We start from the raw sequence: 24,510 nt of genomic DNA, 5'->3' as shown, positions 1-24,510 counted from the left end.
GGGTGCGACGACTTACGACAAATCAATGAGTTGTGCCATGGATCTGCGCAAAATTGGCCGCTGTGATGGGCGGTCTTGGAAACTGCCGGATGTTATCACAAATGGGGGCTGCAAGTGTACGCCTTGGTATCTCCAGCGCTCGATTTCAAGAACGGCAGAAATGCCTTGCCTTGCGCCCCATCAATGAAGCCGCTTGCGGCACACCAGCTGGGCCAGCTTGACGGCATCCGGCCGCTCGACGATGCCACGCTCGGTCACGATCACATCGATCAGATCCGCCGGAGTCACGTCGAAGACCGGGTTGAACACCTCGACATCGGGCGCCACACGCGTGCCGGCATAATCCAGCAATTCGTCAGCATCGCGCTCTTCCAGTGGAATGTCGTCACCGGTAGCCAGGTTCAGGTCGATGCTGGTGCTCGGCGCCACCACCATGAAGCGCACACCGTGGTGCATGGCACTGACTGCCAGCTGGTAGGTGCCGATCTTGCCGGCCATGTCACCGTTGGCAGCGATGCAGTCGGCGCCGACCACCACCCAGGTGATGCCCTTGCTTTTCATCAGGTGAGCCAGGGCCGAGTCGGCGCACAAGGTCACCGGAATACCCTCGTTGGCCAGCTCCCAGGCGGTCAGGCGCGAGCCCTGCAGCCAAGGCCGGGTCTCCCCGGCATAGACACGCTCGACCATGCCTTCGAGAAAACCCGCGCGAATCACCCCCAACGCCGTGCCGAAGCCGCCACTGGCCAGCGCACCGGCGTTGCCGTAGGTCAGCAGGGTCTGCTCGTTGCCCTGGTGGCGGCGGATCAGCTCGATACCGAACTGGGCCATGGTCAGGTTGGCCTCGCGGTCGCTTTCATGGATGGCGACCGCCTCGGCCTCGAGGACTGCCAGCACATCTTCATTGGGGCGCAAGCGCTGCAGGCGCTCGCGCATGCGGTTGAGCGCCCAGAACAGGTTGGCTGCGGTGGGCCGCGCCTCGGCCAGGCCCAGGAAGTCTTCCTCCAGGTCCAGCTCCCAGTCGCCGCCTTCGGCCAGGCGCTCTTCCAGGGCCAGCACCAGGCCATAGGCCGCGGCGATGCCAATGGCTGCGGCGCCGCGCACGGCCATGTCACGGATCGCCGTGATCACCTGCGCGACATTGTCGCAGGCCAGCCAGCGCTCCTGCGACGGCAGCAGGCGCTGGTCGAGCAGGTGCAGGACGCCGTGCTGCCAGCGAATCCCGGTCACCTTCTCCGCCGCCAAAAGTCGCTCGCGCATCGCCTCTCCCCGTCGTTCGGATATCAAAAGCGAGCGATTATAGCGACCCTGGGCATTGGGCGCTCGGGTATACTCCGCCGCAATTCGTACAAGTTTCAGAGGATTGTTCAATGAGCAACGTCGACCACGCCGAAATCGCCAAGTTCGAAGCCTTGGCGCACCGCTGGTGGGACCGCGAAAGCGAGTTCAAGCCGCTGCACGACATCAACCCGCTGCGGGTCAACTGGATCGACGAGCGCGTCAGCCTGGCCGGCAAGAAGGTACTGGACGTGGGCTGCGGTGGCGGCATCCTCAGCGAAGCCATGGCCCTGCGTGGCGCCACCGTCACCGGCATCGACATGGGCGAGGCGCCGCTGGCAGTGGCGCAACTTCACCAGCTGGAATCGGGCGTGCAGGTGGAATACCGGCAGATCACCGCCGAGGCCCTGGCCGAGGAAATGCCCGAGCAGTTCGACGTGGTCACCTGCCTGGAGATGCTCGAGCACGTACCCGATCCGTCCTCGGTGATCCGCGCCTGCTACCGCATGGTCAAGCCAGGCGGCCAGGTGTTCTTCTCGACCATCAACCGCAACCCCAAGGCCTACCTGCTGGCCATCGTCGGCGCCGAGTACATCCTCAAGATGCTGCCGCGCGGTACCCACGACTTCAAGAAGTTCATCCGCCCGTCCGAACTGGGCGCCTGGAGTCGCGTCGCCGGCCTTGAAGTCAAGGACATCATCGGCCTGACCTACAACCCGCTGACCAAGCACTACAAGCTGAGCGGCGACGTCGACGTCAACTACATGATCCAGACCCTGCGCGAGGAATGAGCATGCGCTTGCGAGCAGTACTCTTCGACATGGACGGCACCCTGCTCGACACGGCGCCGGACTTCATCGCCATCTGCCAGGCCATGCTGGCCGAGCGCGGCCTGCCGGCCATCGACGACAAGCTGATCCGTGATGTGATCTCCGGCGGTGCCCGCGCGATGGTCGCCGCGACCTTCGCCATGAGCCCCGAGGCCGACGGCTTCGAGGCGCTGCGCCTGGAGTTCCTGGAGCGCTACCAGCGCGACTGCGCGGTGCACAGCAAGCTGTTCGACGGCATGGACGAACTGCTGGCCGACATCGAGAAAGGCAACCTGCTGTGGGGCGTGGTCACCAACAAGCCGGTCCGCTTCGCCGAGCCGATCATGCAACGCCTGGGCCTGGCCGAGCGCTCGGCGCTGCTGATCTGCCCGGATCACGTGAAGAACAGCAAGCCTGACCCCGAGCCCCTGATCCTGGCGTGCAAGACCCTGGACCTGGACCCGGCCAGCGTCCTGTTCGTCGGCGACGACCTGCGCGACATCGAGTCCGGCCGCGATGCCGGCACCCGCACGGCGGCGGTGCGCTATGGCTATATTCACCCGGAAGACAACCCGAACAACTGGGGCGCCGATGTGGTGGTGGACCACCCGCTGGAGTTGCGCAAGGTGATCGACAGCGCCCTGTGCGGCTGCTGATACCTGCACCGATCGCGCACCCACCCATGTGAAGGACCTGAACATGTTCGACTACACCGCCCGCCCTGACCTGCTCAAGGGCCGAATCATCCTGGTCACCGGCGCCGGCCGCGGCATCGGTGCCGCCGCCGCCAAGGCCTATGCCGCCCTGGGCGCCACCGTGCTGCTGCTGGGCAAGACCGAAGCCAACCTCAACGAGGTCTACGACCAGATCGAGGCTGCCGGCCACCCGCAACCCGTGGTGATCCCGTTCAACCTGGAAACCGCCCTGCCCCACCAGTACGACGAACTGGCGGTCATGATCGAAGACCAGTTCGGCCGCCTCGACGGCCTGCTCAACAATGCTTCGATCATCGGCCCGCGCACGCCGCTGGAGCAGCTCTCCGGCGACAACTTCATGCGCGTGATGCACATCAACGTCGACGCCACCTTCATGCTCACCAGCACTTTGCTGCCGCTGCTCAAGCTGTCGGAGGATGCCTCGGTGGTGTTCACCTCCAGCAGCGTCGGGCGCAAGGGCCGGGCCTACTGGGGTGCCTACGGGGTGTCGAAGTTTGCCACCGAGGGGCTGATGCAGACCCTGGCCGACGAACTTGAAAACGTGGCGCCGGTGCGCTCCAACAGCATCAACCCGGGCGCCACGCGCACGGCGATGCGGGCCCAGGCCTATCCGAGCGAGAACCCGCAGAACAACCCGCTGCCGGAAGAGATCATGCCGGTGTATCTGTACCTGATGGGACCGGACAGCACCGGGGTGAACGGGCAGGCCTTCAACGCCCAGTAAGCCTTGTATCGCCTTTATTGGCCTCATCGCCGGCAAGCCGGCTCCCACAGGGATTGCGGTGTACCTGTGGGAGCCGGCTTGCCGGCGATGAGGCCTCTACAGTCTCAGCCAGCCGCCAGCGCCGGACGCATGCGCTCCTGCTGACGCCCCTCCAGCTGCATGCAGCGTTCCAGGAACAGGAACATGCAGTCATAGCTCTTGCAGATCGCCTTGCGCAGCTCGTTGCGCAGGCCCTGGGTCGGATTTTCGCCGGCCAGCGTACAGATGATCTCCAATGCCTCCCACGGATGCGCATCGTCATACTGGGCATGCATCTTCAGCCACTTCATGGCGCGCTTGCGCTGGTCTTCAGGGAACCCCATGGCGTAGGTGTCCTCGGCGCAGACCACCGCCGACCATTCCCCGGTCGCCCCTTCGATGGCGTAGTTGGTCGCTGCCATGGCGATCGCCAGCGACTCGGTGCTGCACACCCGCCAGCACCAGTCGTTGAGCCCGTTGAGCTCCGCCGGCACGTCCTGGCCCTGCAGTTCGTGCAGGTGGATGCCATGGGCCTGACACCAGTGCAGCCAGTAGTCGGCATGGTTGAGCTCGACGCGGATGTTGCGCATCAGCCAGCGCCGCGCCATGTCTTCACCGGGGTGGCGGGCGTAGCGGGTCTTGGTCAGGTTGTGGGCCATGTACAGCGAGAACTGCTCGACCACCGGCCAGCCACCGATCAGGTACTGGCGAATGGTCGACTGGCGCAGCTTGCCGTCGCGCAAGCGCTGATAGAACTCATGCTCGACCACCCGGCGCTTGCTCTCCCGGCAGTCCTCGATCAATTGTTGAGCCCATTGGGGGTAACTGGCCGGGTCCATCAAAGGCCCGATACGAACGAATGCATCAATCACTTTCAGCTCCTTGATCCCTGTGATTTGCCGATTGAGGTTCAGCGAAAGGTTCCAGGCGCCCGATGCAGCAGGGGCCGTGCAGCGATCCGTTGGCGCTGCAGACTGTCGCCGGTGAACACCTGCGGTCTTTCGATCAGATAGCCCTGGGCGTAATCGACGCCGATCTCCTGCAAGGCCTGCTCGATCAACGGTGTTTCCACGAACTCGGCGATGGTCCGCTTGCCCATGACGTGGCCAATGTGGTTGATCACCTCGACCATGGCCCGATTGACCGGATCATCCAGCATATCTTTGACAAAACTTCCGTCGATCTTCAAGAAGTCCACGGGAAGATGTTTCAAATAGGCGAATGACGACATCCCGGCACAGAAGTCGTCGAGCGAGAACCTGCAACCCAGCTTTTTCAATTCGTTGATGAACCGGATGGCGCTGCCCAGATTGGCGATAGCGCTGGTTTCGGTGATCTCGAAACAGATCATCCGCGGCGGAATGGCATATTCGACAAACAACCGCTGCAGGTACTCGAGGAACATGTCATCACCGATGCTCGACCCCGACAGGTTGATCGCACACATCGCCAAGGGCCCATCCCGGCCCTCGTCCAGGCTCTGGCGGATGACCTGGAACACGTTGCGCACCACCCAGCGGTCGAGGGCGGTCATCAGGCCATAGCGTTCGGCTGCCGGGATGAAACTGTCGGGCAGGATGGTACGGCCGCTTTCGTCATGCAGGCGCAGCAGGATTTCGATATGGCCCGGCCCTTCGATGGAGGTGAGCGGAGCAATCTCCTGGGCATACAGGCAGAAGCGGTTTTCCTCCAGGGCCACATGCAGGCGCTGGATCCAGGCCATTTCGCCGAAACGCATGGACAGCTCGCTGTCATCGGCGTGATACACCTGCACCCGGTTGCGCCCCTTTTCCTTGGCCATGTAGCACGCCATGTCGGCTGCGCGCAGGGAAGCTTCCAAGGTGGTGGGCGCCTGCGCCAGGCCGACCAGGCCAATACTGACGGTGGTCACGAATGGCCTGCCCTTCCACACGAAGTGCAAGGTTTGCACCGCCTGGCGCAGGCTTTCGGCAATCCGCTCGGCCTGATCGGACGGGCAGTTTTCCAGCAGCACGCCGAATTCGTCCCCGCCCAGCCGGGCCAAGGTGTCACCCTCGCGCAGCCCCGACTGCAGCACGGCGCAGATGTGCCGCAGCAGTTCATCGCCGGCGGCATGGCCACAGGTATCGTTGACCAGCTTGAACTGGTCGAGGTCCAGGAACATCAACGCGTGCCGCCCGGCTTGACGCGCCAGGCCATTGAGCGCCTGCTCCAGGCGGTATTCGAACTCGCGGCGGTTGGCCAGGCCGGTCAGGGCGTCGTGGGTGGCCTGCCACGACAGGTTGGCGATGTACTGGCGTTCCTGGGTCATGTCGTGCAGCACCAGCACGATGCCGGCCAGTTGCCCGTCGTTGATGATCGGCGAGCCAACCAGGTTGATCGAAACCGTGCTGCCATCCAGGCGCTGAATCAGCTTGGCATGCTCGGACCCACCCTTCAGGCTGCCGCTGAGCACCTGCTCGAGCAGCGTAGCGCCATCGTCTTCAGCCTGCTCCTCGACCAGGCTGAACAGCGCCGTCAAGGGCACGCCCTGGGCCTGTCCGGCCTGCCAATGGGTCAGCTGTTCGGCGGCCGGGTTCATGTAGACGATGCAGCCATCGACATCGGTGGTGATCACCGCATCGCCGATCGCCTGAAGCGTGATTTGTGCCCGCTCCTTTTCTTCCTGCAGAGCACTGGCGAATGCCTGGCGCTGAGCCAGCAACTTGCTCGAGCGGCGCCACGCAATGGTAATGAGGAACAAGGCGGTCGCCAGGTTGGTGATCAGCAGCACCCGCAACAGCATGCGCGAACCTTCGCCCAGGGCATCGCTGAAAGCCTTGGCCGCAGGCGTCACGCCCTCGTTGACGGCGACGATGCGAGCTCGCCATGCGCTGACCCGAGCAGGCGTGGCCTGCCCCTTGGCGAAGCCATCGCGCATCTCGTTGGCCAGCACGTCCAGTTCGTTCAGGTACTTGTCGCCGATGTTCCAGTAAGCGATGGCCGTCTGCATGTAGCTGACCTGGCGGAAGTTGCGGTAGAACCAGATGATCCGCTCGACGTCGTCCGGGTGGTTGCCGCCCTGCAAGACAGCCTGGCGTGCCGCCTCGAGGTCCGGGCTGGACTGGTCGAGCACCTCGCGCAGCAGGTGATCGCCCTGTGGCACGCTAACGACCTGGCGATAGCGCTCGTAGATGCGCGAGTCGCCGCTGTCGGCATACAGGTTCAGGTAGTAGATGGCGTCTTTCTGGGCCTTGGACCACAAGCTCTCGCCCGCGACATAGGCACGCACGGCCGACAGCGCGTACAGACTGAGGCTGCCCAGCAAGACCTGGAAGACTACAACGGCGATAAAGGGCCAGATGATACCCAGCAACCTTGGCGCCTCTAGCGTGCGATTTCCCTTCATGTAGTCCCTGTCACAGAGCAGATAAGGCTCGATTCAACCCAGACAAGCTCAGCGTAGGCCATTTGCCATCTGTGTGGAGGGGAATTTTGAGCTGCGAGCTACAAGCTACAAGCTACAAGCTACAAGCTACAAGCTACAAGAACAGGCAGACTTTCGCGCACTAAGCTTGCAGCTTGTGGCTTGTAGCTTGTAGCTTGTGGCTTGTGGCTTGTGGCTTGTGGCTTGCAGCTTGTGACTCGATCAGGTCTGCTGCAAATGCCCATACAACTTGGCATACAAGCCACCTTCGGCAATCAGCTGCTGGTGGCCGCCATCTTCGGCCACATGCCCGCCATCGAACACCAGCACGCGGTCGGCCTGCTTCACCGCCGACAGGCGGTGGGCGATGATCAGCGTGGTGCGCCCGCTGAGGAAGCGCGCCAAGGCCAGGTGCAGGTTGTACTCGGTGGCCGCGTCCAGCGCCGAGGTGGCCTCATCGAGAATCACCACCTTGGGCTCGGCCAAGACCATGCGGGCGATCGCCAGGCGCTGGCGCTGGCCGCCGGACAAGCGCACCCCGGAACGCCCGACGACACTGTCCAACCCCTGCGGCAGGGCCGCGATGGTGGCATCCAGCTGGGCGATGCGCAGTGCCTGCCAGCAGGCCTCATCGCTGCACTCGCGGCCCATGGTCAGGTTGGCGCGCACCGTATCGTTGAACAGCGACGGGTGCTGCAGCACCACCGCGACATTCTCGCGCAGCGTCTCCAGGCCGATTTCCTGCAGGCTGGCGCCACCGAAGCGGATAGTCCCGGCCTGGGCGCTGTACAGGCCCAGCAGCAACTGCACCAATGTGCTCTTGCCTCCGCCGCTGGCGCCGACGATGGCCACCTTCTCGCCCGGCGCGATGCTCAGGTCAAGGTGATCGAGCACCGGTTCCTCGGCATAGGCAAAGCGCAGGTCGCGCACGTCGATACCCACCGTTTCACGGCCGGCGAACGGGTCGCTGGCCGCCGGATACTGCGGCTCGTCATCCCGCGCCAGCAACTCGTTGAGGCGGCTCAGCGCGCCACCGGCTGCATAGTAGGCGTACTGCAGGTTCAGCAGTTGCTCGACCGGGCCGATCATGAACCACAGGTAACTGAACACCGCCAGCATCTGCCCGATCGACAGGTCGGAGAACAGCACCGTGAGCATGGCCGCCGCACGGAAGATATCGATGCCGAACTGGAACAGCAGGCCACTGGCGCGGCCACTGGCGTCGCTCTTCCACTGCGAATCCACGGCGTAGTCGCGCACCTCGCGGGCACGCAGGCCGAGACGGCCGAGGAAGTAGCCCTGGCGGTTGCTGGCGCGGATCTCCTGGATCGCATCGAGGGTTTCCGACAGCGCCTGGGTAAACCGCGAAGTGCTGTCGTTCTCGAGCTTTTTCAGGTGCTTGACGCGCTTGCCCAGCTGCACGGTGAAATAGATCACCAGCGGGTTGAACAGCAGGATCAGCAGCGCCAGCTTCCAGTGCATCCAGATCAGGATCGCCGCCGTACCGGTCAGCGTCAGCATGGCCACGAGGAAGCGGCTGAGGGTTTCGCCGACGAACTTGTCGAGGGTGTCCAGGTCGGTGACCAGGTGCGTGGTCACCGTGCCGCTGCCCAGGCTTTCGTATTCCTTGAGCGAGATACGCTTGAGCCGCTCGATCAGGCGGATACGCAAGCGGTAGACGATGTCCTTGGCCAGGCCGGCGAACAGCTTGGCCTGGACCACGTTGAACGCCAGCGCCGCCAGGCGCAAGGCCAGGGTGAGCACCAGCATCAGGCCGATATAGCCGGCCGCCACTTGCCAGCCGCTGGGCAGCAGCTGGTTCATCCATTTCAGGGCGGCATCACCGTGCCCCAGCAGCACTTCGTCGACCAGCAACGGCAGCAGCAACGGAATCGGCACGCTGCAGCAGGCTGCAAGCACGGCGATCAGGTTGGCGGTCCACAGGTTTTTCTTGTGATGCAGTGCCAGGCGGCGAATTTCCGCCCAGCTCAGACGATCGGGCACAGCTGCCGGTTTCCCCGGCACAGGGTCGGGCGACCCTGGCAGATCAAGCACAGGCGGCCTGCTGTAGCCAACGACCGAGCAAGGGTTGCAGGCGCTCCAGCGGCTGGTAGCCGTTGGTCAGCAGCGCCAGTTGGCCATTGCGCTCGGCCAGCAGGGTCGGGAATCCGGCGATGCCCAGGTCCTGTACCCAGCTGAAATCCGCGGCGGTAGCGGCACGGGTATCGGCACGGGTGAGTGCTTCGGCGAAGCTGGCGCGATCGAAACCGGCCTGCTCGGCCAGCTCGACCAGTTGCGGCGCCGTGGTGACATCCACGCCCTGCTCGTAGAACGAACGCTGGATCAGTTTCAACAGTGGCCACACGCGCTCGGCATCCAGCTCGCGAGCGGTGACCAGTGCACGACAGGCAGGCTCGGTGTCGTAGACGAAGCCATCGGGCATGGCGCCGTCAAAGCGGAACGGCTGGCCGGTGGCCTCGGCCACCGCCTGCCAATGCTCGAAGATGTACTTGCGGGTCGAGGCATCCAGCGCGCTGCCACCGCTGCGCAGGCCGCCCAGCACCAGCCGGGTCGGCACGCCTGCCTCCTGCGCCTGGGCGATCAGGGCCGCGGCCACCGGCGCGAATCCCCAGCACCAGGAGCACATCGGGTCCATCACATAGAGCAGGCGTGCAGTCATGCATCAGGCCTCGGCTTTGTAGTTGTAGCCGATCGGGTGCGGCAGGTTGCGCGCCTTGGCCAGCTCGATCTGCTTCTGCCGGTCGATGGCGCTGCGCCGGGTCTTTTCGCTCAGGCTGTCCCAGCAGTGCGGGCAGCTCACCCCTGGCGAATAGTGCTCGGACGCGCGGTCCTCCACGTTGATCGGGTGGCGGCAGGCATGGCACTGGTCGTACTCGCCTTCGCTCAGGTCATGGCGCACCGTGACGCGGTTGTCGAAGACGAAGCAGTCGCCGTCCCAGAGGCTTTCTTCCTGAGGCACTTCCTCGAAGTATTTCAGGATGCCGCCCTTAAGATGATAGACCGCCTCGAAGCCCTCACCGAGCATGTAGCTGGAAGCTTTTTCGCACCGGATGCCACCGGTGCAGAACATCGCAACCTTCTTGTGCTTGCTGGGGTCGAAGTTGGCCTTGATGTACTCGGGGAACTCGCGGAAGGTCTCGGTCTTCGGGTCGATGGCGCCCTTGAAGGTACCGATGGCCACTTCGTAGTCGTTGCGGGTGTCGATCAGCAGCACTTCAGGGTCGCTGATCAGGGCGTTCCAGTCCTTGGGCTCGACATAGGTGCCGACCGCCTGGTTCGGGTCGACGCCGGCCACGCCGAGGGTGACGATCTCTTTCTTTAGCTTGACCTTGGTGCGGTAGAACGGCTGTTCGTCGCAGTAGGATTCCTTGTGGTCGACATCCACCAGGCGCGCATCGCTGCGCAGCCAGGCGAGCAGGCCGTCGATGCCTTCACGGGTGGCCGAGACGGTGCCGTTGATGCCCTCGTGGGCGATCAGCAGGGTACCTTTGACGCCGTTGTCGAGCATGGCCTTGAGCAGCGGCTCGCGCAGTTCGACGTAGTCTTCCAGGGTGACGAACTTGTACAGCGCCGCCACGACGATCGGTTGGGACATTTGCGGTGTATCTCCAGGTAGGTGCCCTCGTAAGGGGCGGACCGGGTTTGACATGAAACAGGGAGCTGCTGCGTAGCCCATCGCTGGCAAGCCGGCTCCCACAAGGTGCGGCGTGCGCTGTACCTGTGGGAGCTGGCTTGCCAGCGATGGGCCGCGCAGCGGCCCCCTTGGGATGTCGCGGATTGTACCAGAACGACGGAAAGGATTCAGTGCCCGCCGCCAGCACACACCGGCGAGGCCGGTGCGGCGCCGACCTGGGCCCACTCCTCGGCGGTGTAGGTGTGGATCGCCAGGGCATGGATCTGCTGCATCAGCTCGCCCATGGTGGCGTAGACCTTCTGGTGACGCTTGACGCTGTTGAGCCCGGCGAACTGCTCGCTGACGATCACCGCCTTGTAGTGGGTCTCCTGGCCACGGCTGTGCATGTGGCTTTCGTCGAGCACTTCAAGGTGCTGCGGCGCCAGCGCGGCCAGCTGCTGCTCGATGCGTTGCTGCATGCTCATCGCTCGTCACTCACTTCTTGGCCGGAGCGGCCTTGCCAGCGTTGGGGTCGAGTTCCTTGGTCATGTCGTCGAGCAGCTTGTTGACCACCGGTACCGCAGGCTCGAGGCTCTGCTGGGTCAGCTGGGCCGACTGCTGGGTGACCTTGGGCATCTGGGTCAGGACTTTCTTGCCCAGCGGCGACTCGTAGAACTTGACCAGATCCTTGAGCTCCTGCTCGGTGAAGGTCTGGGTGTACAGGTCGACCATCTTCGGCTTCAGCTTGTTCCAGCCGATGGCGCTGTCCAGCGCAGCGTTGGCCTTGGCCTGGTAGCTCTGCAGCACGGGCTGCTTGGACGCCGGGGCCTTGGTCTGGGCAAAGCGCTGGGCGAACATCTGCTGGACCTGCATGTACACCGGAGTGCCCAGCTTGTCGGCATTGGCCAGGGTCAGGAACTTCTCGGCGGCAGCGTTGTGGCTTGGGGTGGCAGCGAGTACCTGGCCGCTGGCACAGGCCAGCGCGACGGCGGCACAGAGGACACGGAGACGGGTCATTGCATTTCCTTCAGGGAGGGGAGGCGAAACCTCAGAGTAGAGCATTCTGCTCCCGCGAGGGCGCAGCGCTCAAGTAGCACGACGAGCGAATGAACCGCTCGTTCGCATGAGGGCCTAAACTGCTGATTCTGACTGACAAGGAGTGAACGCAGCATGAGCCGTATCGAGACAGACAGCCTGGGCCCGGTCGAAGTTCCGGAGGACGCCTACTGGGGCGCTCAGACCCAGCGCTCGCTGATCAACTTCGCCATTGGCAAGGAACGCATGCCGCTCGCGGTGCTGCACGCCCTGGCATTGATCAAGAAAGCCGCGGCGCGGGTCAACGACCGCAACGGCGACCTGCCGGCGGACATCGCCCGGTTGATCGAACAGGCGGCCGACGAAGTGCTCGACGGCGAGCACGACGACCAGTTCCCGCTGGTGGTATGGCAGACCGGCAGCGGCACCCAGAGCAACATGAACGTCAACGAGGTGATCGCCGGGCGCGCCAACGAGCTGGCCGGCAAGGGCCGCGGCGGCAAGGCGCCGGTGCACCCGAACGACCACGTCAACCGTTCGCAGAGTTCCAACGACTGCTTCCCCACCGCCATGCACATAGCCGCGGTACAGGCGGTGCAAAACAAACTGCTGCCGGCGATTGCCGAGCTGTCTTCAGGCCTGGCCGAACTGTCGGCACGCCACCACAAGCTGGTCAAGACCGGCCGCACGCACATGATGGACGCCACGCCAATCACCTTCGGCCAGGAGGTGTCCGCCTTCGTCGCCCAGCTCGACTATGCCCAGCGCGCCATCCGCGCCACCTTGCCGGCGGTGTGCGAGCTGGCCCAGGGGGGGACGGCGGTGGGGACCGGGCTGAATGCACCGCACGGTTTCGCCGAAGCCATCGCCGCCGAGCTGGCTGCCCTGTCCGGTTTGCCGTTCGTCACCGCGCCGAACAAGTTCGCCGCTCTCGCCGGCCACGAGCCGCTGACCAGCCTGGCCGGTGCCCTGAAGACCCTGGCGGTGGCCTTGATGAAGATTGCCAACGACCTGCGCCTGCTCGGCTCCGGCCCGCGCGCGGGGCTGGCCGAAGTGCGCCTGCCGGCCAACGAGCCGGGCAGTTCGATCATGCCCGGCAAGGTCAACCCGACCCAGTGCGAAGCCCTGTCGATGCTGGCCTGCCAGGTGCTGGGCAACGACGCGGCGATCGGCTTTGCCGCAAGCCAGGGGCACCTGCAGCTGAACGTGTTCAAGCCGGTGATCATCCACAACCTGCTGCAGTCGATCGAGCTGCTGAGCGATGGCTGTCGCAACTTCCAGCTGCATTGCGTGGCCGGGATCGAGCCGGATGCCGAACAGATGGCGGCGCATCTGGAGCGGGGGTTGATGCTGGTGACGGCGCTGAACCCGCATATCGGTTATGACAAGGCGGCGGAGATTGCCAAGAAGGCTTATGGCGAAGGCAAGACCTTGCGCGAGGCGGCGCTTGAATTGAAGTACCTGACCAATGAGCAGTTCGATCAGTGGGTGCGGCCGGAGAACATGCTGGCGCCCGGTGGCAAGGGCTGAGTTTTGCTTTTGACTGTAACGGCCCTATCGCCGGCAAGCCGGCTCCCACAGGGTTCGGTGGGGTACCTGTGGGAGCCGGCTTGCCGGCGATGGGGCCCACGCGGTCAACCGGCGTTCTTGGCCATGCGCGTGCGCCACCCGGCCACCAGCGAAGGCCCCACCGCCACCAGCGTCGACCCCAGCACTACCGTCACTGCCCCCACATACCCCAGGGCATTGATGTCTTCGGCATGCACATAGTCAGGCCATACCCAGGCCGCCAGCGCCACCGCAACGAAGGTCACCAGCGGCGTCATGGCCAGCGTGGCACTCACCCGCGAAGCCTCCCAGTGGGCCAATGCCTCGGCAAACGCACCATAGGCCACCAGGGTATTGAGGCAGCAGGCGAGCAGCAGCCAACCCTGAACCGGCGACAACTGCAGCGCCTGCAGCGGGTGCGCCCAAGGCGTCAGCAGTGCGGCGCAGCCCAGGTAGATCACCACCATCACCTGCTGCGAATGCCACACCGTCAGCAGCTGTTTCTGGCTCAACGCGTAGAACACCCAGATGCTGGTGGCCAGCAGAACGGTCAGCACCCCGGTGGTGTAGGTGCCCAGCGAGGTCAGCAGCTCTTCCAGGCGCTGGTTGAAGAACAGGCCGAAACCGCACAACAGAACCAGCAGCCCCATGCCCTGCCCCAGGCTGAAGCGTTCCTTGAACACCAGCACACTGGCCACCAGCAGCAGCACCGGGCCCATCTGCACCACCAGCTGCGTGGTGCCCGGGCTGAGCAGTTTCAGGCCGATCAGGTAAAGCACGTAGTTGCCCAGCAGGCCGAACACGGCAACTACCACCAGGCCTTTGCCCTTGACTGGCAGCTTGCCCACCGCAGGCAGTTGCCGCTTCAGCGCCAGCCAGCAGAACAGCAGGCCGCCCGATACCGTCAAGCGGTACCAGGTCACGGTCACCGGGTCCATCACCTGCAATACCTGCTTGAGCTTGATGGGCAGAATGCCCCACAGCAGTGCAGTAAGCAGCGCCAGGAACAGGCCATAGACCCAGCGGCCGGAAGTTTTGTGCATAAAGTCCTCGATCAAGCCCGTAGTGGGGGTAGCTTGATTCTGAAGGTCTTCATGGAAAAATGCCGGGAAAAGAATTCATCTGTTCATTCCCGCAAGGCATGGCCGCACTATTTCTTGTGCCTGGCGAACGCCGCCTCCAGTGCGTCGTTGATGGTGCGCAACACCTTCACCCGCGCCCAGCGCTTGTCATTGGCCTCCACCAGCGTCCACGGGGCAATCTCGCTGCTGGTGCGGTCGACCATGTCGCCGACAGCCTGGGTGTACTCGTCCCACTTGTCGCGATTGCGCCAGTCGTCCTCGGTGATCTTGTAGCGCTTGAACGGGATCTGCTCACGCTCCTCGAAACGCTCCAGCTGGGTCTGCTGGTCGATCGCCAGCCAGAACTTGACCAGCACCACCCCGGCATTGACCAACTGCTCCTCGAAATCGTTGATCTCGCTGTAAGCGCGCATCCAGTCGCTGGGCGTGCAGAAACCTTCGACCCGTTCCACCAGCACCCGCCCGTACCATGACCGGTCGAAGATGGTGAACTTGCCGCGCGCCGGGATATGCCGCCAGAAGCGCCACAGATACGGCTGTGCGCGCTCTTCCTCGGTAGGTGCGGCGATCGGCACGATACGGTACTGGCGCGGGTCGAGCGCCGCTGCCACGCGGCGGATCGCACCGCCCTTGCCGGCGGCATCGTTACCTTCGAAGGCAGCCACCAGGGCATGCCGGCGCATGTGCTTGTGCCGCAGCAGGCCGGCCAGGCGGGCCTGCTCGGTCATCAGTTGCTCCTGGTAGTCCTGCTTGTCCAGGCGCAAGGTCATGTCCAGTGCGCCAAGCAGGTTGCGCTGGTCGATGCTGCGGCCCAGCGGTGCGATATTGCCCTGGTGCTTGCCCTTGGGGTTGACGGCCAGCGCGGCCTGCAGGCTCTCCAGCAGGATGCGCCCGACCGCCAGGCTGCGGTAGTTCGGGTCGACGCCTTCGACGATGTGCCAGGGCGCATAGTCGCGGCTGGTACGGCGCAGCACGCGCTCGCCGAACCGCACGATACGGTCGTAGGTCTGCGATTGCTGCCAGTCCAACGGGCTGATCCGCCAGCTGTGCAGCGGGTCGTCCTTGAGCGACTTGAGGCGGGCTTTCATCTGCTTCTTGGACAAGTGGAACCAGAACTTGATGATCAACGCGCCTTCGTCGCAGAGCATCTGCTCCAGGCGCTCGGCACCGGCGATGGCCTGGTCGAGCACGGCATCCTTGAACACCCCGTGCACTCGGCCCTGGAGCATCTGGCTGTACCAGTTGCCGAAGAACACGCCCATTCGCCCCTTCGGTGGCAAGGCCCGCCAGTAGCGCCAGGCCGGTGGCCGGGCCAGTTCCTCGTCGGTCTGTTGGTCGAAGGTGAGCACATCGATCATGCGCGGATCCATCCACTCGTTCAGCAGCTTGACCGTCTCGCCCTTGCCGGCGCCTTCGATGCCGTTGATCAGCACGATCACCGGGAAGCGCGCCTTCTGCTTCAGCTCGTACTGGGCTTCGAGCAGCGCCTCGCGCAGCGCGGGCACTTCGGCGTCGTAGGTTTCCTTGTCGATGCTGTGACCGATTTCCGCAGATTCGAACATGCTTGGCTCCTTCATTGGATAAGAAAGACTAGCGGATTTTTGTGCAGGCCTGTAATGGCCTAATCGCCGGCAAGCCGGCTCCCACAGGGTTCGGCAGGGTATCTGTGGGAGCCGGCTTGCCGGCGATAGGGCCTTTGCAACCAGCGCAAATCCGGCGGATGGCATAAAATCCGCCCATCCGCTGCAACCGAGCCAACCATGTCCACCCTCCTCCAGCACGCCCAGATCGACTGGGACGACCAGGGCCGCCCCCATTCGCGGCAATACGACGACGTCTACTTCTCGAAAAACGAAGGCACCGACGAAACCCGTTACGTGTTCCTCGAGCAGACCCGCCTGCGCCAGCGCATCGCTGAACTGCCAGCGCACGACTGCCTGGTGATCGGCGAAACCGGATTTGGCACCGGCATGAACTTCTTCTGTGCCTGGCAGCTGTTCGCCGAACACGCCCCTGGCGACGCCCGCCTGCATTTCGTCAGCGTCGAGAAGTACCCGCTGGCTGCCGATGACATGGCCCGCGCGGTGCGCCTCTGGCCGGAGATGGCGGCGTTCACCGAACCTTTCCTCGCCCAGTACGTGGCGGTGCACCCGGGCTTCCAGCAGTTCACCTTCGACCACGGCCGGGTCACCCTGACCTTGCTGATTGGCGATGTGCTGGACCAGTTGCCGCAACTGGACGCCCGCATCGACGTGTGGTTCCTCGATGGTTTCGCCCCGGCCAAGAACCCCGACATGTGGACGCCTGCGCTGTTCGCGCAACTGGCGCGGCTCGCCCATGCCGGCACCGTTCTGGCCACCTTCACCACCACAGGCTGGGTAAGGCGCGGGCTGATCGAGGCCGGCTTCACCATGAAAAAGATTCCCGGCATCGGCAAGAAATGGGAAGTGATGAGCGGTGAATACACCGGCCAGCCATCACCGGACATGGCCGCGCCCTGGTACGCCCGCCCTGCCCCGGTCCAAGGCCCACGTCAGGCACTGGTGATCGGCGCCGGGCTGGCCGGCAGTGCCAGCGCGGCCAGCCTGGCCGCGCGCGGCTGGCAGGTGACGGTACTGGAGCGTCACGATGCACCGGCACGGGAAGCCTCGGGCAACCCGCAGGGTGTGCTGTACCTGAAGCTGTCCGCCCATGGCACAGCCCTGTCGCAAATGATCCTGTCCGGTTTCGGCTACACCCGCCGCCAGCTCGAACGGTTGCAGAAAGGTCAGGACTGGGACGCCTGCGGTGTGTTGCAACTGGCTTTCGACAGCAAGGAGGCCGAGCGTCAGGCCAAGCTCGCCGAGGCCTTCGACAGCAGCCTGCTGCGCACGCTGGGGCAGGCCGAGGCCGAGGCGATCGCCGGCGTGGCACTGCCTGCAGGCGGCCTGTTCTATCCCGAAGGTGGCTGGGTGCACCCGCCCGCGTTGTGCCAGGCGCAACTGCAGCACCCGAACATCCAGGTGCAGGTCCATCGCCACGTGATCGAACTGCGCAAGTCCGACGGGCTGTGGCAGGCCTGGGAGGGCGAACAGTTGCTGGCCAGTGCAGCGCTGGTGGTACTGGCCGGCGCCGCCGATGTGCGCCGTTTCGAGCCCTGTGCGCAGTTGCCGCTCAAGCGGATCCGCGGGCAGATCACCCGCCTGCCGGCCACCGAAACCAGCCGTGAACTGCAAACCGTGGTGTGCGCCGAGGGCTATGTGGTACCGCCACGGGGCGACGAGCATACCTTGGGGGCCAGCTTCGATTTCCACAACGATGACCTGGCGCCCACCGTCGCCGAGCATCAAGGCAACCTGGCGCTGCTGGAAGAGATCTCCCCTGATCTGGCCGAGCGCCTGGGCACAGCGGCACTCGACCCTGAACAACTCCAGGGGCGTGCGGCGTTCCGCTGCACCAGCCCGGATTACCTGCCGATCGTCGGACCGGTTGCCGACCCTGAGGCCTTCGCCGAGGCCTATGCCGTGCTGGGCAAGGATGCGCGGCAGGTGCCGGAAGTGCCCTGCCCTTGGCTGGAGGGCTTGTATGTGAACAGTGGGCATGGCTCGCGGGGATTGATCACCGCACCGCTTTCAGGCGAGCTGATTGCGGCGTGGGCCAGTGGTGAGCCATTGCCGTTGCCGCGGGCGGTGGCCGAGGCCAGTCATCCGAACCGCTTTGGCTTGCGCAAGCTGATTCGCGGGAAATGAGCAGGGCTGCTTTGCAGCCCGATCGCCGGCAAGCCGGCTCCCAAAAGGGCCTTGCAGCGCGGCCTCGGCCCTTATAACAGATCGATCTAAAACTCTCGCAATTCACCCAGGTCAGTTCCTTACAGGTGCCCTAATCCGGGGCACTGATTCCCCAACGGAAAAACCGGTAAGGACCTATGTGCGGATTAGCAGGAGAGTTGCGTTTCACCCCCATCGACCAAGCCCCTCGCCCGGCGGACCTCGCCGCGGTAGAGCGCATCACCCATCACCTGGCGCCCCGCGGCCCGGACGCCTGGGGCTTCCATAGCCAGGGCCCGATCGCCCTCGGTCATCGGCGCCTGAAGATCATGGACTTGTCCGACGGCTCGGCCCAGCCGATGGTCGACAACCCCTTGGGCCTGGCGCTGGCCTTCAACGGTGCCATCTACAATTTCCCCGAACTGCGCCAGGAGCTGCAGGACCTGGGCTACACCTTCTGCTCCGACGGCGACACCGAGGTGCTGCTCAAGGGCTACCACGCCTGGGGCGCGGCATTGCTGCCCAAGCTCAACGGCATGTTCGCCCTGGCCATCTGGGAGCGCGACAACCAGCGCCTGTTCCTGGCCCGCGACCGCCTGGGCGTCAAGCCCCTGTACCTGTCGCGCAACGGTGAGCGGCTGCGCTTTGCCTCGACCCTGCCGGCGTTGCTCAAGGGCGGCGACATCGACCCGATGATCGACCCGGTGGCACTCAATCACTACCTCAACTTCCACGCCGTGGTACCCGCCCCACGCACCCTGCTGGCCAACGTGCAGAAGCTCGAACCCGGCACCTGGATGCGCATCGACCGCCACGGTGAAGTCGAGCGCCAGACCTGGTGGCAGCTGCACTACGGGCCCGACCCGGACGAGCGCGACCTCGACCTGGAAGGCTGGACCACCCGTGTGCTCGATGCCACCCGCGATGCCGTGGCGATCCGCCAGCGCGCAGCGGTGGACGTCGGCGTGCTGCTGTCCGGCGGTGTCGACTCCAGCCTGCTGGTCGGCCTGCTGCGTGAGGTGGGCGTGGATGACCTGTCGACCTTCTCCATCGGCTTCGAAGATGCCGGCGGCGAGCGCGGCGACGAGTTCCAGTACTCCGACCTGATCGCCCACCACTACGGCACCCGCCACCACAAGCTGCGCATCGCCGAGAACGAGATCATCGAACAGCTGCCGGCCGCCTTCCGCGCCATGAGCGAGCCGATGGTCAGCCACGACTGCATTGCCTTCTACCTGCTCTCGCGGGAAGTGGCCAAGCACTGCAAGGGCGTGCAGAGCGGCCAGGGCGCCGACGAGCTGTTCGCCGGCTACCACTGGTACCCGCAGGTAAACGGCGCCGAGGATGCCTTCGGCGCCTACCGCGAGGCGTTCTTCGACCGCAGCCACGACGAGTACCGCGACACGGTGCAGGCGCCGTGGCTGCTGGAAACCGACGCAGCCGGCGATTTCGTCCGCGAGCACTTCGCCCGCCCCGGTGCACCAGAGGCGGTGGACAAGGCGCTGCGCCTGGACAGCACGGTGATGCTGGTCGACGACCCGGTCAAGCGAGTCGACAACATGACCATGGCCTGGGGCCTGGAGGCGCGCACGCCGTTCCTCGACTACCGCCTGGTCGAGCTGTCGGCGCGCATTCCGGCACGCTTCAAGCTGCCCGACGGCGGCAAGCAGGTGCTCAAGCAAGCGGCACGGCGGGTGATCCCCCACGAGGTGATCGACCGCAAGAAGGGCTATTTCCCGGTCCCCGGCCTCAAGCACCTGCAAGGCGCCACGCTGGACTGGGTGCGCGAGCTGCTGACCGACCCCAGCCAGGACCGCGGCCTGTTCAACCCGGCGATGCTCGACCGCCTGCTGAGCAACCCGCACGGCCAGCTCACCCCGCTGCGCGGCTCCAAGCTGTGGCAGCTGGCGGCGCTGAACCTGTGGCTCAGCGAACAAGGAATCTGACCGATGAAAGCCCACGAAATCGCCTACGGCCAGCGCCTGCTGCGGGGCCAGGCGCCTTCCTACGAGCGCCTGCAGGCGCGTCTGGCCGGCGACGGCAGCGAGCCCCACGACCAGCCGCGCGCCCTGCACTGCGGGTGGGGCCGCCTGCTCATCGGCCATACCTACCCAGACGCAGAAAGCCTGGCCGAGGCGCTGCAGCAAGAACAACCCGGCGAGCGCGACATCGCCCTGTACGTGGCGGCTCCCCAGCAATTGCTCGCCCAGGCGCCGCACCAACTGTTCCTCGACCCGTCCGACACCCTGCGCCTGTGGTTCACCGATTACCGCCAGGCGCAACGGGTGTTCCGCGGCTTTCGCATCCGCCGCGCGCAGACCGACGCCGACTGGCAGGCGATCAACGGCCTGTACCAGGCCCGCGGCATGTTGCCGGTGCAGCCCGAGCGGCTCACCCCGCGCCACCTCGGCGGCCCGGTGTACTGGCTGGCCGAGGACGAAGACAGCGGTGCGGTGATCGGCAGCGTCATGGGCCTGAACCACAGCAAGGCCTTCGACGACCCGGAACACGGCAGCAGCCTGTGGTGCCTGGCCGTGGACCCGCAGTGCACCCGCCCCGGTGTCGGCGAAGTGCTGGTGCGCCACCTGATCGAGCATTTCATGAGCCGGGGGCTCGCGTACCTCGACCTGTCGGTGCTGCATGACAACCGCCAGGCCAAGCGGCTGTACAAGAAGCTCGGCTTTCGCAACCTGCCGACCTTCGCCGTCAAGCGCAAGAACGGCATCAACCAGCAACTGTTCCTCGGCCCGGGCCCCGAAGCCGGGCTGAACCCTTATGCGCGGATCATCGTCGATGAAGCCTACCGGCGCGGCATCGAGGTGCAGGTGGACGCCGCCGCTGGCGGGCTGTTCACCCTCAGCCTCGGTGGGCGCCGGGTGCGTTGCCGCGAATCGCTCAGCGACCTGACCAGCGCCATCAGCATGACCCTCTGCCAGGACAAGCGCCTGACCCAACAGGCCCTGCACAACGCCGGCCTGCAGGTGCCGGTGCAGCAACTGGCCGGTAATGCCGACGACAACCTGGCGTTTCTCGACGACCACGGCGCGGTGGTGGTCAAGCCGGTGGACGGCGAACAAGGCCAGGGCGTGGCGGTCAACCTGACCACCTACGAAGCCGTCAGCCAGGCCGTCGACCAGGCGCGGCGCTTCGACAGCCGGGTGCTGCTGGAAAGTTTCCACCCCGGCCAGGACCTGCGCATTCTGGTGATCGGCTACGAGGTGGTGGCTGCCGCCATTCGTCACCCGGCCCAGGTGGTGGGCGACGGCAAGCACTGCGTGAAGGCGCTGATCGAAGCCCAGAGCCGCCGCCGACAGGCCGCCACCGGCGGCGAAAGCCGCATTCCACTGGACGAGGAGACCGAGCGCACCCTGCGCGATGCCGGCCTCGACTATGCCAGCGTACTGCCTGCCGGCCAGCGCCTGGCCGTGCGCCGTACCGCCAATCTGCATACCGGCGGCACCCTGGAAGACGTCACCGAGCGCTTGCATCCGGTGCTGGCCGACGCTGCCGTGCGTGCGGCACGGGCGCTGGATATTCCGGTGGTAGGGCTGGACCTGATGGTGCGCGATGCCGAAAGCCCGGAATACGTGATCATCGAAGCCAACGAACGGGCCGGGCTGGCCAACCATGAACCGCAGCCGACCGCCGAGCGTTTTGTCGACCTGCTGTTTCCGCATAGCCGGCCTTTGCCGTGACATCGATGGCCCTATCACCGGCAAGCCGGCGATAGGGCCATCGAGGACACAGCCAGAACCAAGGAGTACCCCATGTCCGAACGACACCCCGAACCCGACCTCGACTACCTCAAGCGCGTGCTCCTGGAAATGCTCGCGATCCCCAGCCCGACCGGCTTCACCGACACCATCGTGCGCTACGTGGCCGAACGCCTGGACGAGTTGGGCATTCCCTTCGAATTGACCCGCCGCGGCACCGTCCGCGCCACCCTCAAGGGCCGGCAAAGCTCACCCGACCGCGCCGTCTCGGCCCACCTCGACACCATCGGCGCCTGCGTGCGCCAGGTCCAGGACAATGGCCGCCTGGCCCTGGCCGCCGTCGGCTGCTGGTCGAGCCGCTTTGCCGAAGGCAGCCGGGTCAGCGTGTTCACCGACACCGGCGTGTACCGCGGCAGCGTGCTGCCGCTGATGGCCAGCGGGCATGCCTTCAATACCGCCATCGACCAGATGCCGATCAGCTGGGAACACGTGGAAGTGCGCCTGGATGCCTACTGCACCACCCGCGCCGACTGCGAAGCCTTGGGGATAGCCGTCGGCGACTTCGTCGCTTTCGACCCGCTGCCGGAGTTCACCGAAAGCGGCCACATCAGCGCCCGTCACCTGGACGACAAGGCTGGGGTCGCCGCACTGCTCGCCGCGCTCAAGGCCGTGGTCGAGAGCGGTCGCCAGCCGCTGATCGATTGCCATCCGCTGTTCACCATCACCGAGGAAACCGGCTCCGGCGCCGCGGCAGCCCTGCCTTGGGACGTCAGCGAGTTCGTCGGCATCGACATTGCCCCGGTAGCTCCGGGCCAGACCTCCAGCGAACATGCGGTCAGCGTGGCCATGCAGGATTCCTCCGGCCCCTACGACTATCACCTGTCGCGCCACCTGCTGAAGCTTGCCGGCGACCAGGACCTGCCGGTGCGCCGCGATGTGTTCCGCTACTACTTCAGCGATGCCCATTCCGCCGTCACTGCCGGGCACGACATCCGTACCGCGCTGGTGGCGTTCGGCTGCGATGCCACCCACGGCTACGAGCGCACCCACATCGACAGCCTGGCCGCACTCAGCCGGCTGCTGTCGGGCTACCTGCTGAGCCCGCCGGTGTTCGCCAGCGATTCGAACCCGGCCAATGCATCGCTCGAACGCTTCAGCCACCAGCTGGAGCACGATGCGCAGATGGAGAGCGACACGCGGGTGCCGGCAGTGGACAGCCTGGTGGGGAACAAGGGGTGAGCCAGGGGGCCATGTTTGGCGTAGCATTGGCTGATTCTTCTGCCAAGCCGAACGCTGCCATGCTGATTCCCTACGACCAACTGCAAGCCGAGACCCTGACCCGCCTGATCGAGGACTTCGTGACCCGCGACGGCACCGACAATGGTGACGACACCCCCCTGGAAACCCGTGTCTTGCGGGTGCGCCAGGCGTTGGCCAAGGGCCAGGCGTTCATCCTGTTCGACCTGGAGAGCCAGCAGTGCCAATTGCTGGCCAGGCATGATGTGCCGCGCGAGTTGCTCGACTGATATTCATGGCCTGATCGCCGGCTCCCACAGGTATTCCACAGCACTTCAGGCCTGTGATGTACCTGTGGGGGCCGGCTTGCCGGCGATAGGGGCCCTACTGACCTCCCCCGCCTTGATCCGCTTGTACACCTCGGCCCGATGCACCGGCACATCCCTGGGCGCACTCACGCCAAAACGCACCGAGCCATCCCGTGTTTCCACGACCTTGATCTGGATATGGTCATCAATGACGATGACCTCCCCGACTTCGCGCCCGATAACCAACATGTTTCGCTCTCCGACAACAGGAAAACCCGGAGAGTGCATGGGGTTTTTCAACAACTCAACGCTTCCACTGAAAAGCAGAATTACCCTACATATTCAGGTAAAAATCCCTACAGACGCTTCCTACAATCACCGCGTTTGCGCTTTGGCGCGCATCTTCACGGCCATGTCCGCCATCTCGTCATACAGCCGCTCCGGCGCCTGCCGCTTGAGCTTCCAGGCCTGACGACCGGCCTCGTGCGGGAGGATCAGGAATTCGCCGGCGGCGACTTGCCGGTAGATGTAATCGGCGATATCCGACGCGCTGATCGGCGAACCTTCCAGCAATTTTCCGACCTGAGCCTTCATTGCAGGATTGGGCCCCCGGAACGAATCGAGCAGGTTGGTCTGGAAGAACGACGGACAGACCACATGCACCGCCACCTCCACCTGGCGCAGCTCGACCAGCAGGCTTTCCGACAGCGCCAGCACCCCGGCCTTGGCAACGTTGTAGTTGCTCATCCCGGGCCCCTGCATCAGCGCGGCCATGGAGGCCACGTTGACGATGCGCCCCTTGCTGCGTTCGAGCAGCGGCAGGAACGCCTTGCAGCCCTTGACCACGCCCATCAGGTTGATCGCGATCTGCCAGTCCCAGTCTTCCAGTGACAACTCGGCGAAGAACCCGCCCGAGGCCACCCCGGCGTTGTTGACGATCACATCGATGCCGCCGAGCTTTTCCTCGCAGGCCTGGGCCAGGGCGGTGAGTTGGCTGTAGTCGCGCACGTCGCAACGCTGCACGAAGCCTTCGCCGCCTGCTGCACGCACTTGATCGAGGGTTTCCCGCAGGCCGGGCTCGTTGACATCGGCCAGCGCCAGGCGCCAGCCCTCGCGCGCCCAGCGCAGGGCGATCTCGCGGCCGAGCCCCGATCCTGCGCCGGTGATCATGATGCGGTTGTGCATGGTGGCAGGCCTTGTGTTGACTGAAGATCAGGCGAGTCTAATCAAGGCCACGGTGGCTGGCAGGGTCGATCAGGTTAGTGAATGGGAGGGCATGAT

At 64.9% G+C, this 24,510-nt stretch carries 21 protein-coding genes; 9 read left to right on the top strand and 12 right to left on the bottom strand.

Translation table 11 applies throughout. From position 1 onward, the window contains the following. Positions 1-180 precede the first annotated feature (180 nt). Positions 181-1,257 carry an S-methyl-5-thioribose-1-phosphate isomerase gene (mtnA, locus tag PPL01S_RS11810; RefSeq protein WP_016391196.1) on the bottom strand — a complete coding sequence of 359 codons (1,077 nt, stop codon included), beginning with the start codon at positions 1,255-1,257 and terminating at the stop codon, positions 181-183. A gap of 110 nt (positions 1,258-1,367) precedes the next feature. Between mtnA and ubiG the strand changes: the two genes are divergently transcribed. From ubiG to PPL01S_RS11795, 3 genes are read left to right on the top strand one after another with little or no spacing between them, the layout of a single operon-like run. Continuing rightward, positions 1,368-2,066: a bifunctional 2-polyprenyl-6-hydroxyphenol methylase/3-demethylubiquinol 3-O-methyltransferase UbiG gene (ubiG, locus tag PPL01S_RS11805; RefSeq protein WP_016391197.1), complete on the top strand. Its 699-nt coding sequence runs from the start codon at positions 1,368-1,370 to the stop codon at positions 2,064-2,066. A gap of 2 nt (positions 2,067-2,068) precedes the next feature. Then, positions 2,069-2,740, top strand: coding sequence for an N-acetylmuramic acid 6-phosphate phosphatase MupP (mupP, locus tag PPL01S_RS11800; protein ID WP_016391198.1), 672 nt, complete (start codon positions 2,069-2,071; stop codon positions 2,738-2,740). 43 nt (positions 2,741-2,783) lie between these two features. Next, positions 2,784-3,524, top strand: coding sequence for a YciK family oxidoreductase (locus PPL01S_RS11795; RefSeq protein ID WP_016391199.1), 741 nt, complete (start codon positions 2,784-2,786; stop codon positions 3,522-3,524). Positions 3,525-3,628: 104 nt separating this feature from the next. On the opposite strand, the gene PPL01S_RS11790 is transcribed toward PPL01S_RS11795, so the two are convergent. The 7 genes from PPL01S_RS11790 to PPL01S_RS11760 form a co-directional block, all read right to left on the bottom strand. Further along, positions 3,629-4,414, bottom strand: a complete 786-nt coding sequence (locus PPL01S_RS11790; RefSeq protein ID WP_016391200.1) for an iron-containing redox enzyme family protein — start codon at positions 4,412-4,414, stop codon at positions 3,629-3,631. Between the two features lie 38 nt (positions 4,415-4,452). Continuing rightward, positions 4,453-6,909, bottom strand: coding sequence for an EAL domain-containing protein (locus PPL01S_RS11785; protein ID WP_016391201.1), 2,457 nt, complete (start codon positions 6,907-6,909; stop codon positions 4,453-4,455). Positions 6,910-7,149: 240 nt separating this feature from the next. Next, the gene (locus tag PPL01S_RS11780) at positions 7,150-8,982 is read right to left on the bottom strand and encodes an ABC transporter ATP-binding protein (protein WP_028626004.1); all 1,833 of its coding nucleotides are present in this window, start codon (positions 8,980-8,982) and stop codon (positions 7,150-7,152) included. Beyond that, complete coding sequence (locus PPL01S_RS11775; protein WP_016391203.1) at positions 8,975-9,607, bottom strand: DsbA family protein; 633 nt, start codon at positions 9,605-9,607, stop codon at positions 8,975-8,977. The genes PPL01S_RS11780 and PPL01S_RS11775 overlap by 8 nt, the downstream gene beginning before the upstream one ends. 3 nt (positions 9,608-9,610) lie before the next feature. Continuing rightward, positions 9,611-10,543, bottom strand: a complete 933-nt coding sequence (gene trhO, locus PPL01S_RS11770; protein ID WP_016391204.1) for an oxygen-dependent tRNA uridine(34) hydroxylase TrhO — start codon at positions 10,541-10,543, stop codon at positions 9,611-9,613. Positions 10,544-10,749: 206 nt separating this feature from the next. After that, positions 10,750-11,046: a BolA family protein gene (locus PPL01S_RS11765; protein ID WP_016391205.1), complete on the bottom strand. Its 297-nt coding sequence runs from the start codon at positions 11,044-11,046 to the stop codon at positions 10,750-10,752. Between the two features lie 10 nt (positions 11,047-11,056). Beyond that, entirely contained in the window at positions 11,057-11,578 is a 522-nt protein-coding gene (locus PPL01S_RS11760) for a DUF2059 domain-containing protein (RefSeq protein ID WP_016391206.1), read from the bottom strand. Between the two features lie 153 nt (positions 11,579-11,731). Here PPL01S_RS11760 and PPL01S_RS11755 point away from each other — a divergent pair, with 153 nt between their 5' ends. Continuing rightward, positions 11,732-13,126 (top strand): class II fumarate hydratase, encoded by a 1,395-nt coding sequence (locus tag PPL01S_RS11755; protein ID WP_016391207.1) that lies wholly within the window; start codon positions 11,732-11,734, stop codon positions 13,124-13,126. Positions 13,127-13,230: 104 nt separating this feature from the next. On the opposite strand, the gene PPL01S_RS11750 is transcribed toward PPL01S_RS11755, so the two are convergent. Together PPL01S_RS11750 and pap are read right to left on the bottom strand one after the other, a co-directional pair. After that, complete coding sequence (locus PPL01S_RS11750; RefSeq protein WP_016391208.1) at positions 13,231-14,187, bottom strand: DMT family transporter; 957 nt, start codon at positions 14,185-14,187, stop codon at positions 13,231-13,233. Positions 14,188-14,294: 107 nt separating this feature from the next. Continuing rightward, positions 14,295-15,788 carry a polyphosphate:AMP phosphotransferase gene (gene pap, locus PPL01S_RS11745; RefSeq protein WP_016391209.1) on the bottom strand — a complete coding sequence of 498 codons (1,494 nt, stop codon included), beginning with the start codon at positions 15,786-15,788 and terminating at the stop codon, positions 14,295-14,297. A gap of 198 nt (positions 15,789-15,986) precedes the next feature. On the opposite strand from pap, the gene mnmC reads away from it, so the two are divergent. The 5 genes from mnmC (at position 15,987) to PPL01S_RS11720 (ending at position 23,211) form a co-directional block, all read left to right on the top strand. Then, the gene (gene mnmC / locus PPL01S_RS11740) at positions 15,987-17,954 is read left to right on the top strand and encodes a bifunctional tRNA (5-methylaminomethyl-2-thiouridine)(34)-methyltransferase MnmC2/FAD-dependent 5-carboxymethylaminomethyl-2-thiouridine(34) oxidoreductase MnmC1 (protein WP_028626005.1); all 1,968 of its coding nucleotides are present in this window, start codon (positions 15,987-15,989) and stop codon (positions 17,952-17,954) included. A 176-nt stretch (positions 17,955-18,130) separates the two neighbouring features. Then, positions 18,131-19,918, top strand: a complete 1,788-nt coding sequence (locus tag PPL01S_RS11735) for an N-acetylglutaminylglutamine amidotransferase (protein ID WP_028626006.1) — start codon at positions 18,131-18,133, stop codon at positions 19,916-19,918. Between the two features lie 3 nt (positions 19,919-19,921). Further along, positions 19,922-21,667 (top strand): N-acetylglutaminylglutamine synthetase, encoded by a 1,746-nt coding sequence (gene ngg, locus PPL01S_RS11730; RefSeq protein WP_028626007.1) that lies wholly within the window; start codon positions 19,922-19,924, stop codon positions 21,665-21,667. A gap of 72 nt (positions 21,668-21,739) precedes the next feature. After that, positions 21,740-22,924, top strand: coding sequence for an osmoprotectant NAGGN system M42 family peptidase (locus PPL01S_RS11725; protein ID WP_028626008.1), 1,185 nt, complete (start codon positions 21,740-21,742; stop codon positions 22,922-22,924). A 59-nt stretch (positions 22,925-22,983) separates the two neighbouring features. After that, positions 22,984-23,211, top strand: a complete 228-nt coding sequence (locus PPL01S_RS11720) for a YheU family protein (protein WP_016391214.1) — start codon at positions 22,984-22,986, stop codon at positions 23,209-23,211. A 45-nt stretch (positions 23,212-23,256) separates the two neighbouring features. Here the strand turns inward: PPL01S_RS11720 and PPL01S_RS11715 are convergent, their stop codons facing one another. Then, entirely contained in the window at positions 23,257-23,478 is a 222-nt protein-coding gene (locus PPL01S_RS11715; RefSeq protein WP_028626009.1) for a carbon storage regulator, read from the bottom strand. Positions 23,479-23,604: 126 nt separating this feature from the next. Beyond that, positions 23,605-24,414, bottom strand: a complete 810-nt coding sequence (locus tag PPL01S_RS11710; RefSeq protein WP_016391360.1) for an SDR family oxidoreductase — start codon at positions 24,412-24,414, stop codon at positions 23,605-23,607. Positions 24,415-24,510 lie beyond the last annotated feature (96 nt).

Origin of the sequence: Pseudomonas plecoglossicida NBRC 103162 = DSM 15088 (assembly GCF_000730665.1) — a bacterium.
In the GTDB taxonomy this organism is placed as follows: Bacteria; Pseudomonadota; Gammaproteobacteria; order Pseudomonadales; family Pseudomonadaceae; genus Aquipseudomonas; species Aquipseudomonas plecoglossicida.
The sequence above is the reverse complement of the archived record's forward strand: the minus strand, read 5'-3'. Positions and strand labels throughout refer to the sequence as shown.

Excerpts from the sequence above, each read along its gene's own strand:
- mtnA (WP_016391196.1), bottom strand. The coding sequence starts at position 1,257 with ATGCGCGAGCGACTTTTGGCGGCGGAGAAGGTGACCGGGATTCGCTGG.
- ubiG (WP_016391197.1), top strand. The coding sequence starts at position 1,368 with ATGAGCAACGTCGACCACGCCGAAATCGCCAAGTTCGAAGCCTTGGCG.
- mupP (WP_016391198.1), top strand. The coding sequence starts at position 2,069 with ATGCGCTTGCGAGCAGTACTCTTCGACATGGACGGCACCCTGCTCGAC.
- PPL01S_RS11795 (WP_016391199.1), top strand. The coding sequence starts at position 2,784 with ATGTTCGACTACACCGCCCGCCCTGACCTGCTCAAGGGCCGAATCATC.
- PPL01S_RS11785 (WP_016391201.1), bottom strand. The coding sequence starts at position 6,909 with ATGAAGGGAAATCGCACGCTAGAGGCGCCAAGGTTGCTGGGTATCATC.
- PPL01S_RS11775 (WP_016391203.1), bottom strand. The coding sequence starts at position 9,607 with ATGACTGCACGCCTGCTCTATGTGATGGACCCGATGTGCTCCTGGTGC.
- trhO (WP_016391204.1), bottom strand. The coding sequence starts at position 10,543 with ATGTCCCAACCGATCGTCGTGGCGGCGCTGTACAAGTTCGTCACCCTG.
- PPL01S_RS11765 (WP_016391205.1), bottom strand. The coding sequence starts at position 11,046 with ATGAGCATGCAGCAACGCATCGAGCAGCAGCTGGCCGCGCTGGCGCCG.
- PPL01S_RS11760 (WP_016391206.1), bottom strand. The coding sequence starts at position 11,578 with ATGACCCGTCTCCGTGTCCTCTGTGCCGCCGTCGCGCTGGCCTGTGCC.
- PPL01S_RS11755 (WP_016391207.1), top strand. The coding sequence starts at position 11,732 with ATGAGCCGTATCGAGACAGACAGCCTGGGCCCGGTCGAAGTTCCGGAG.
- PPL01S_RS11750 (WP_016391208.1), bottom strand. The coding sequence starts at position 14,187 with ATGCACAAAACTTCCGGCCGCTGGGTCTATGGCCTGTTCCTGGCGCTG.
- pap (WP_016391209.1), bottom strand. The coding sequence starts at position 15,788 with ATGTTCGAATCTGCGGAAATCGGTCACAGCATCGACAAGGAAACCTAC.
- mnmC (WP_028626005.1), top strand. The coding sequence starts at position 15,987 with ATGTCCACCCTCCTCCAGCACGCCCAGATCGACTGGGACGACCAGGGC.
- PPL01S_RS11735 (WP_028626006.1), top strand. The coding sequence starts at position 18,131 with ATGTGCGGATTAGCAGGAGAGTTGCGTTTCACCCCCATCGACCAAGCC.
- ngg (WP_028626007.1), top strand. The coding sequence starts at position 19,922 with ATGAAAGCCCACGAAATCGCCTACGGCCAGCGCCTGCTGCGGGGCCAG.
- PPL01S_RS11725 (WP_028626008.1), top strand. The coding sequence starts at position 21,740 with ATGTCCGAACGACACCCCGAACCCGACCTCGACTACCTCAAGCGCGTG.
- PPL01S_RS11720 (WP_016391214.1), top strand. The coding sequence starts at position 22,984 with ATGCTGATTCCCTACGACCAACTGCAAGCCGAGACCCTGACCCGCCTG.
- PPL01S_RS11715 (WP_028626009.1), bottom strand. The coding sequence starts at position 23,478 with ATGTTGGTTATCGGGCGCGAAGTCGGGGAGGTCATCGTCATTGATGAC.
- PPL01S_RS11710 (WP_016391360.1), bottom strand. The coding sequence starts at position 24,414 with ATGCACAACCGCATCATGATCACCGGCGCAGGATCGGGGCTCGGCCGC.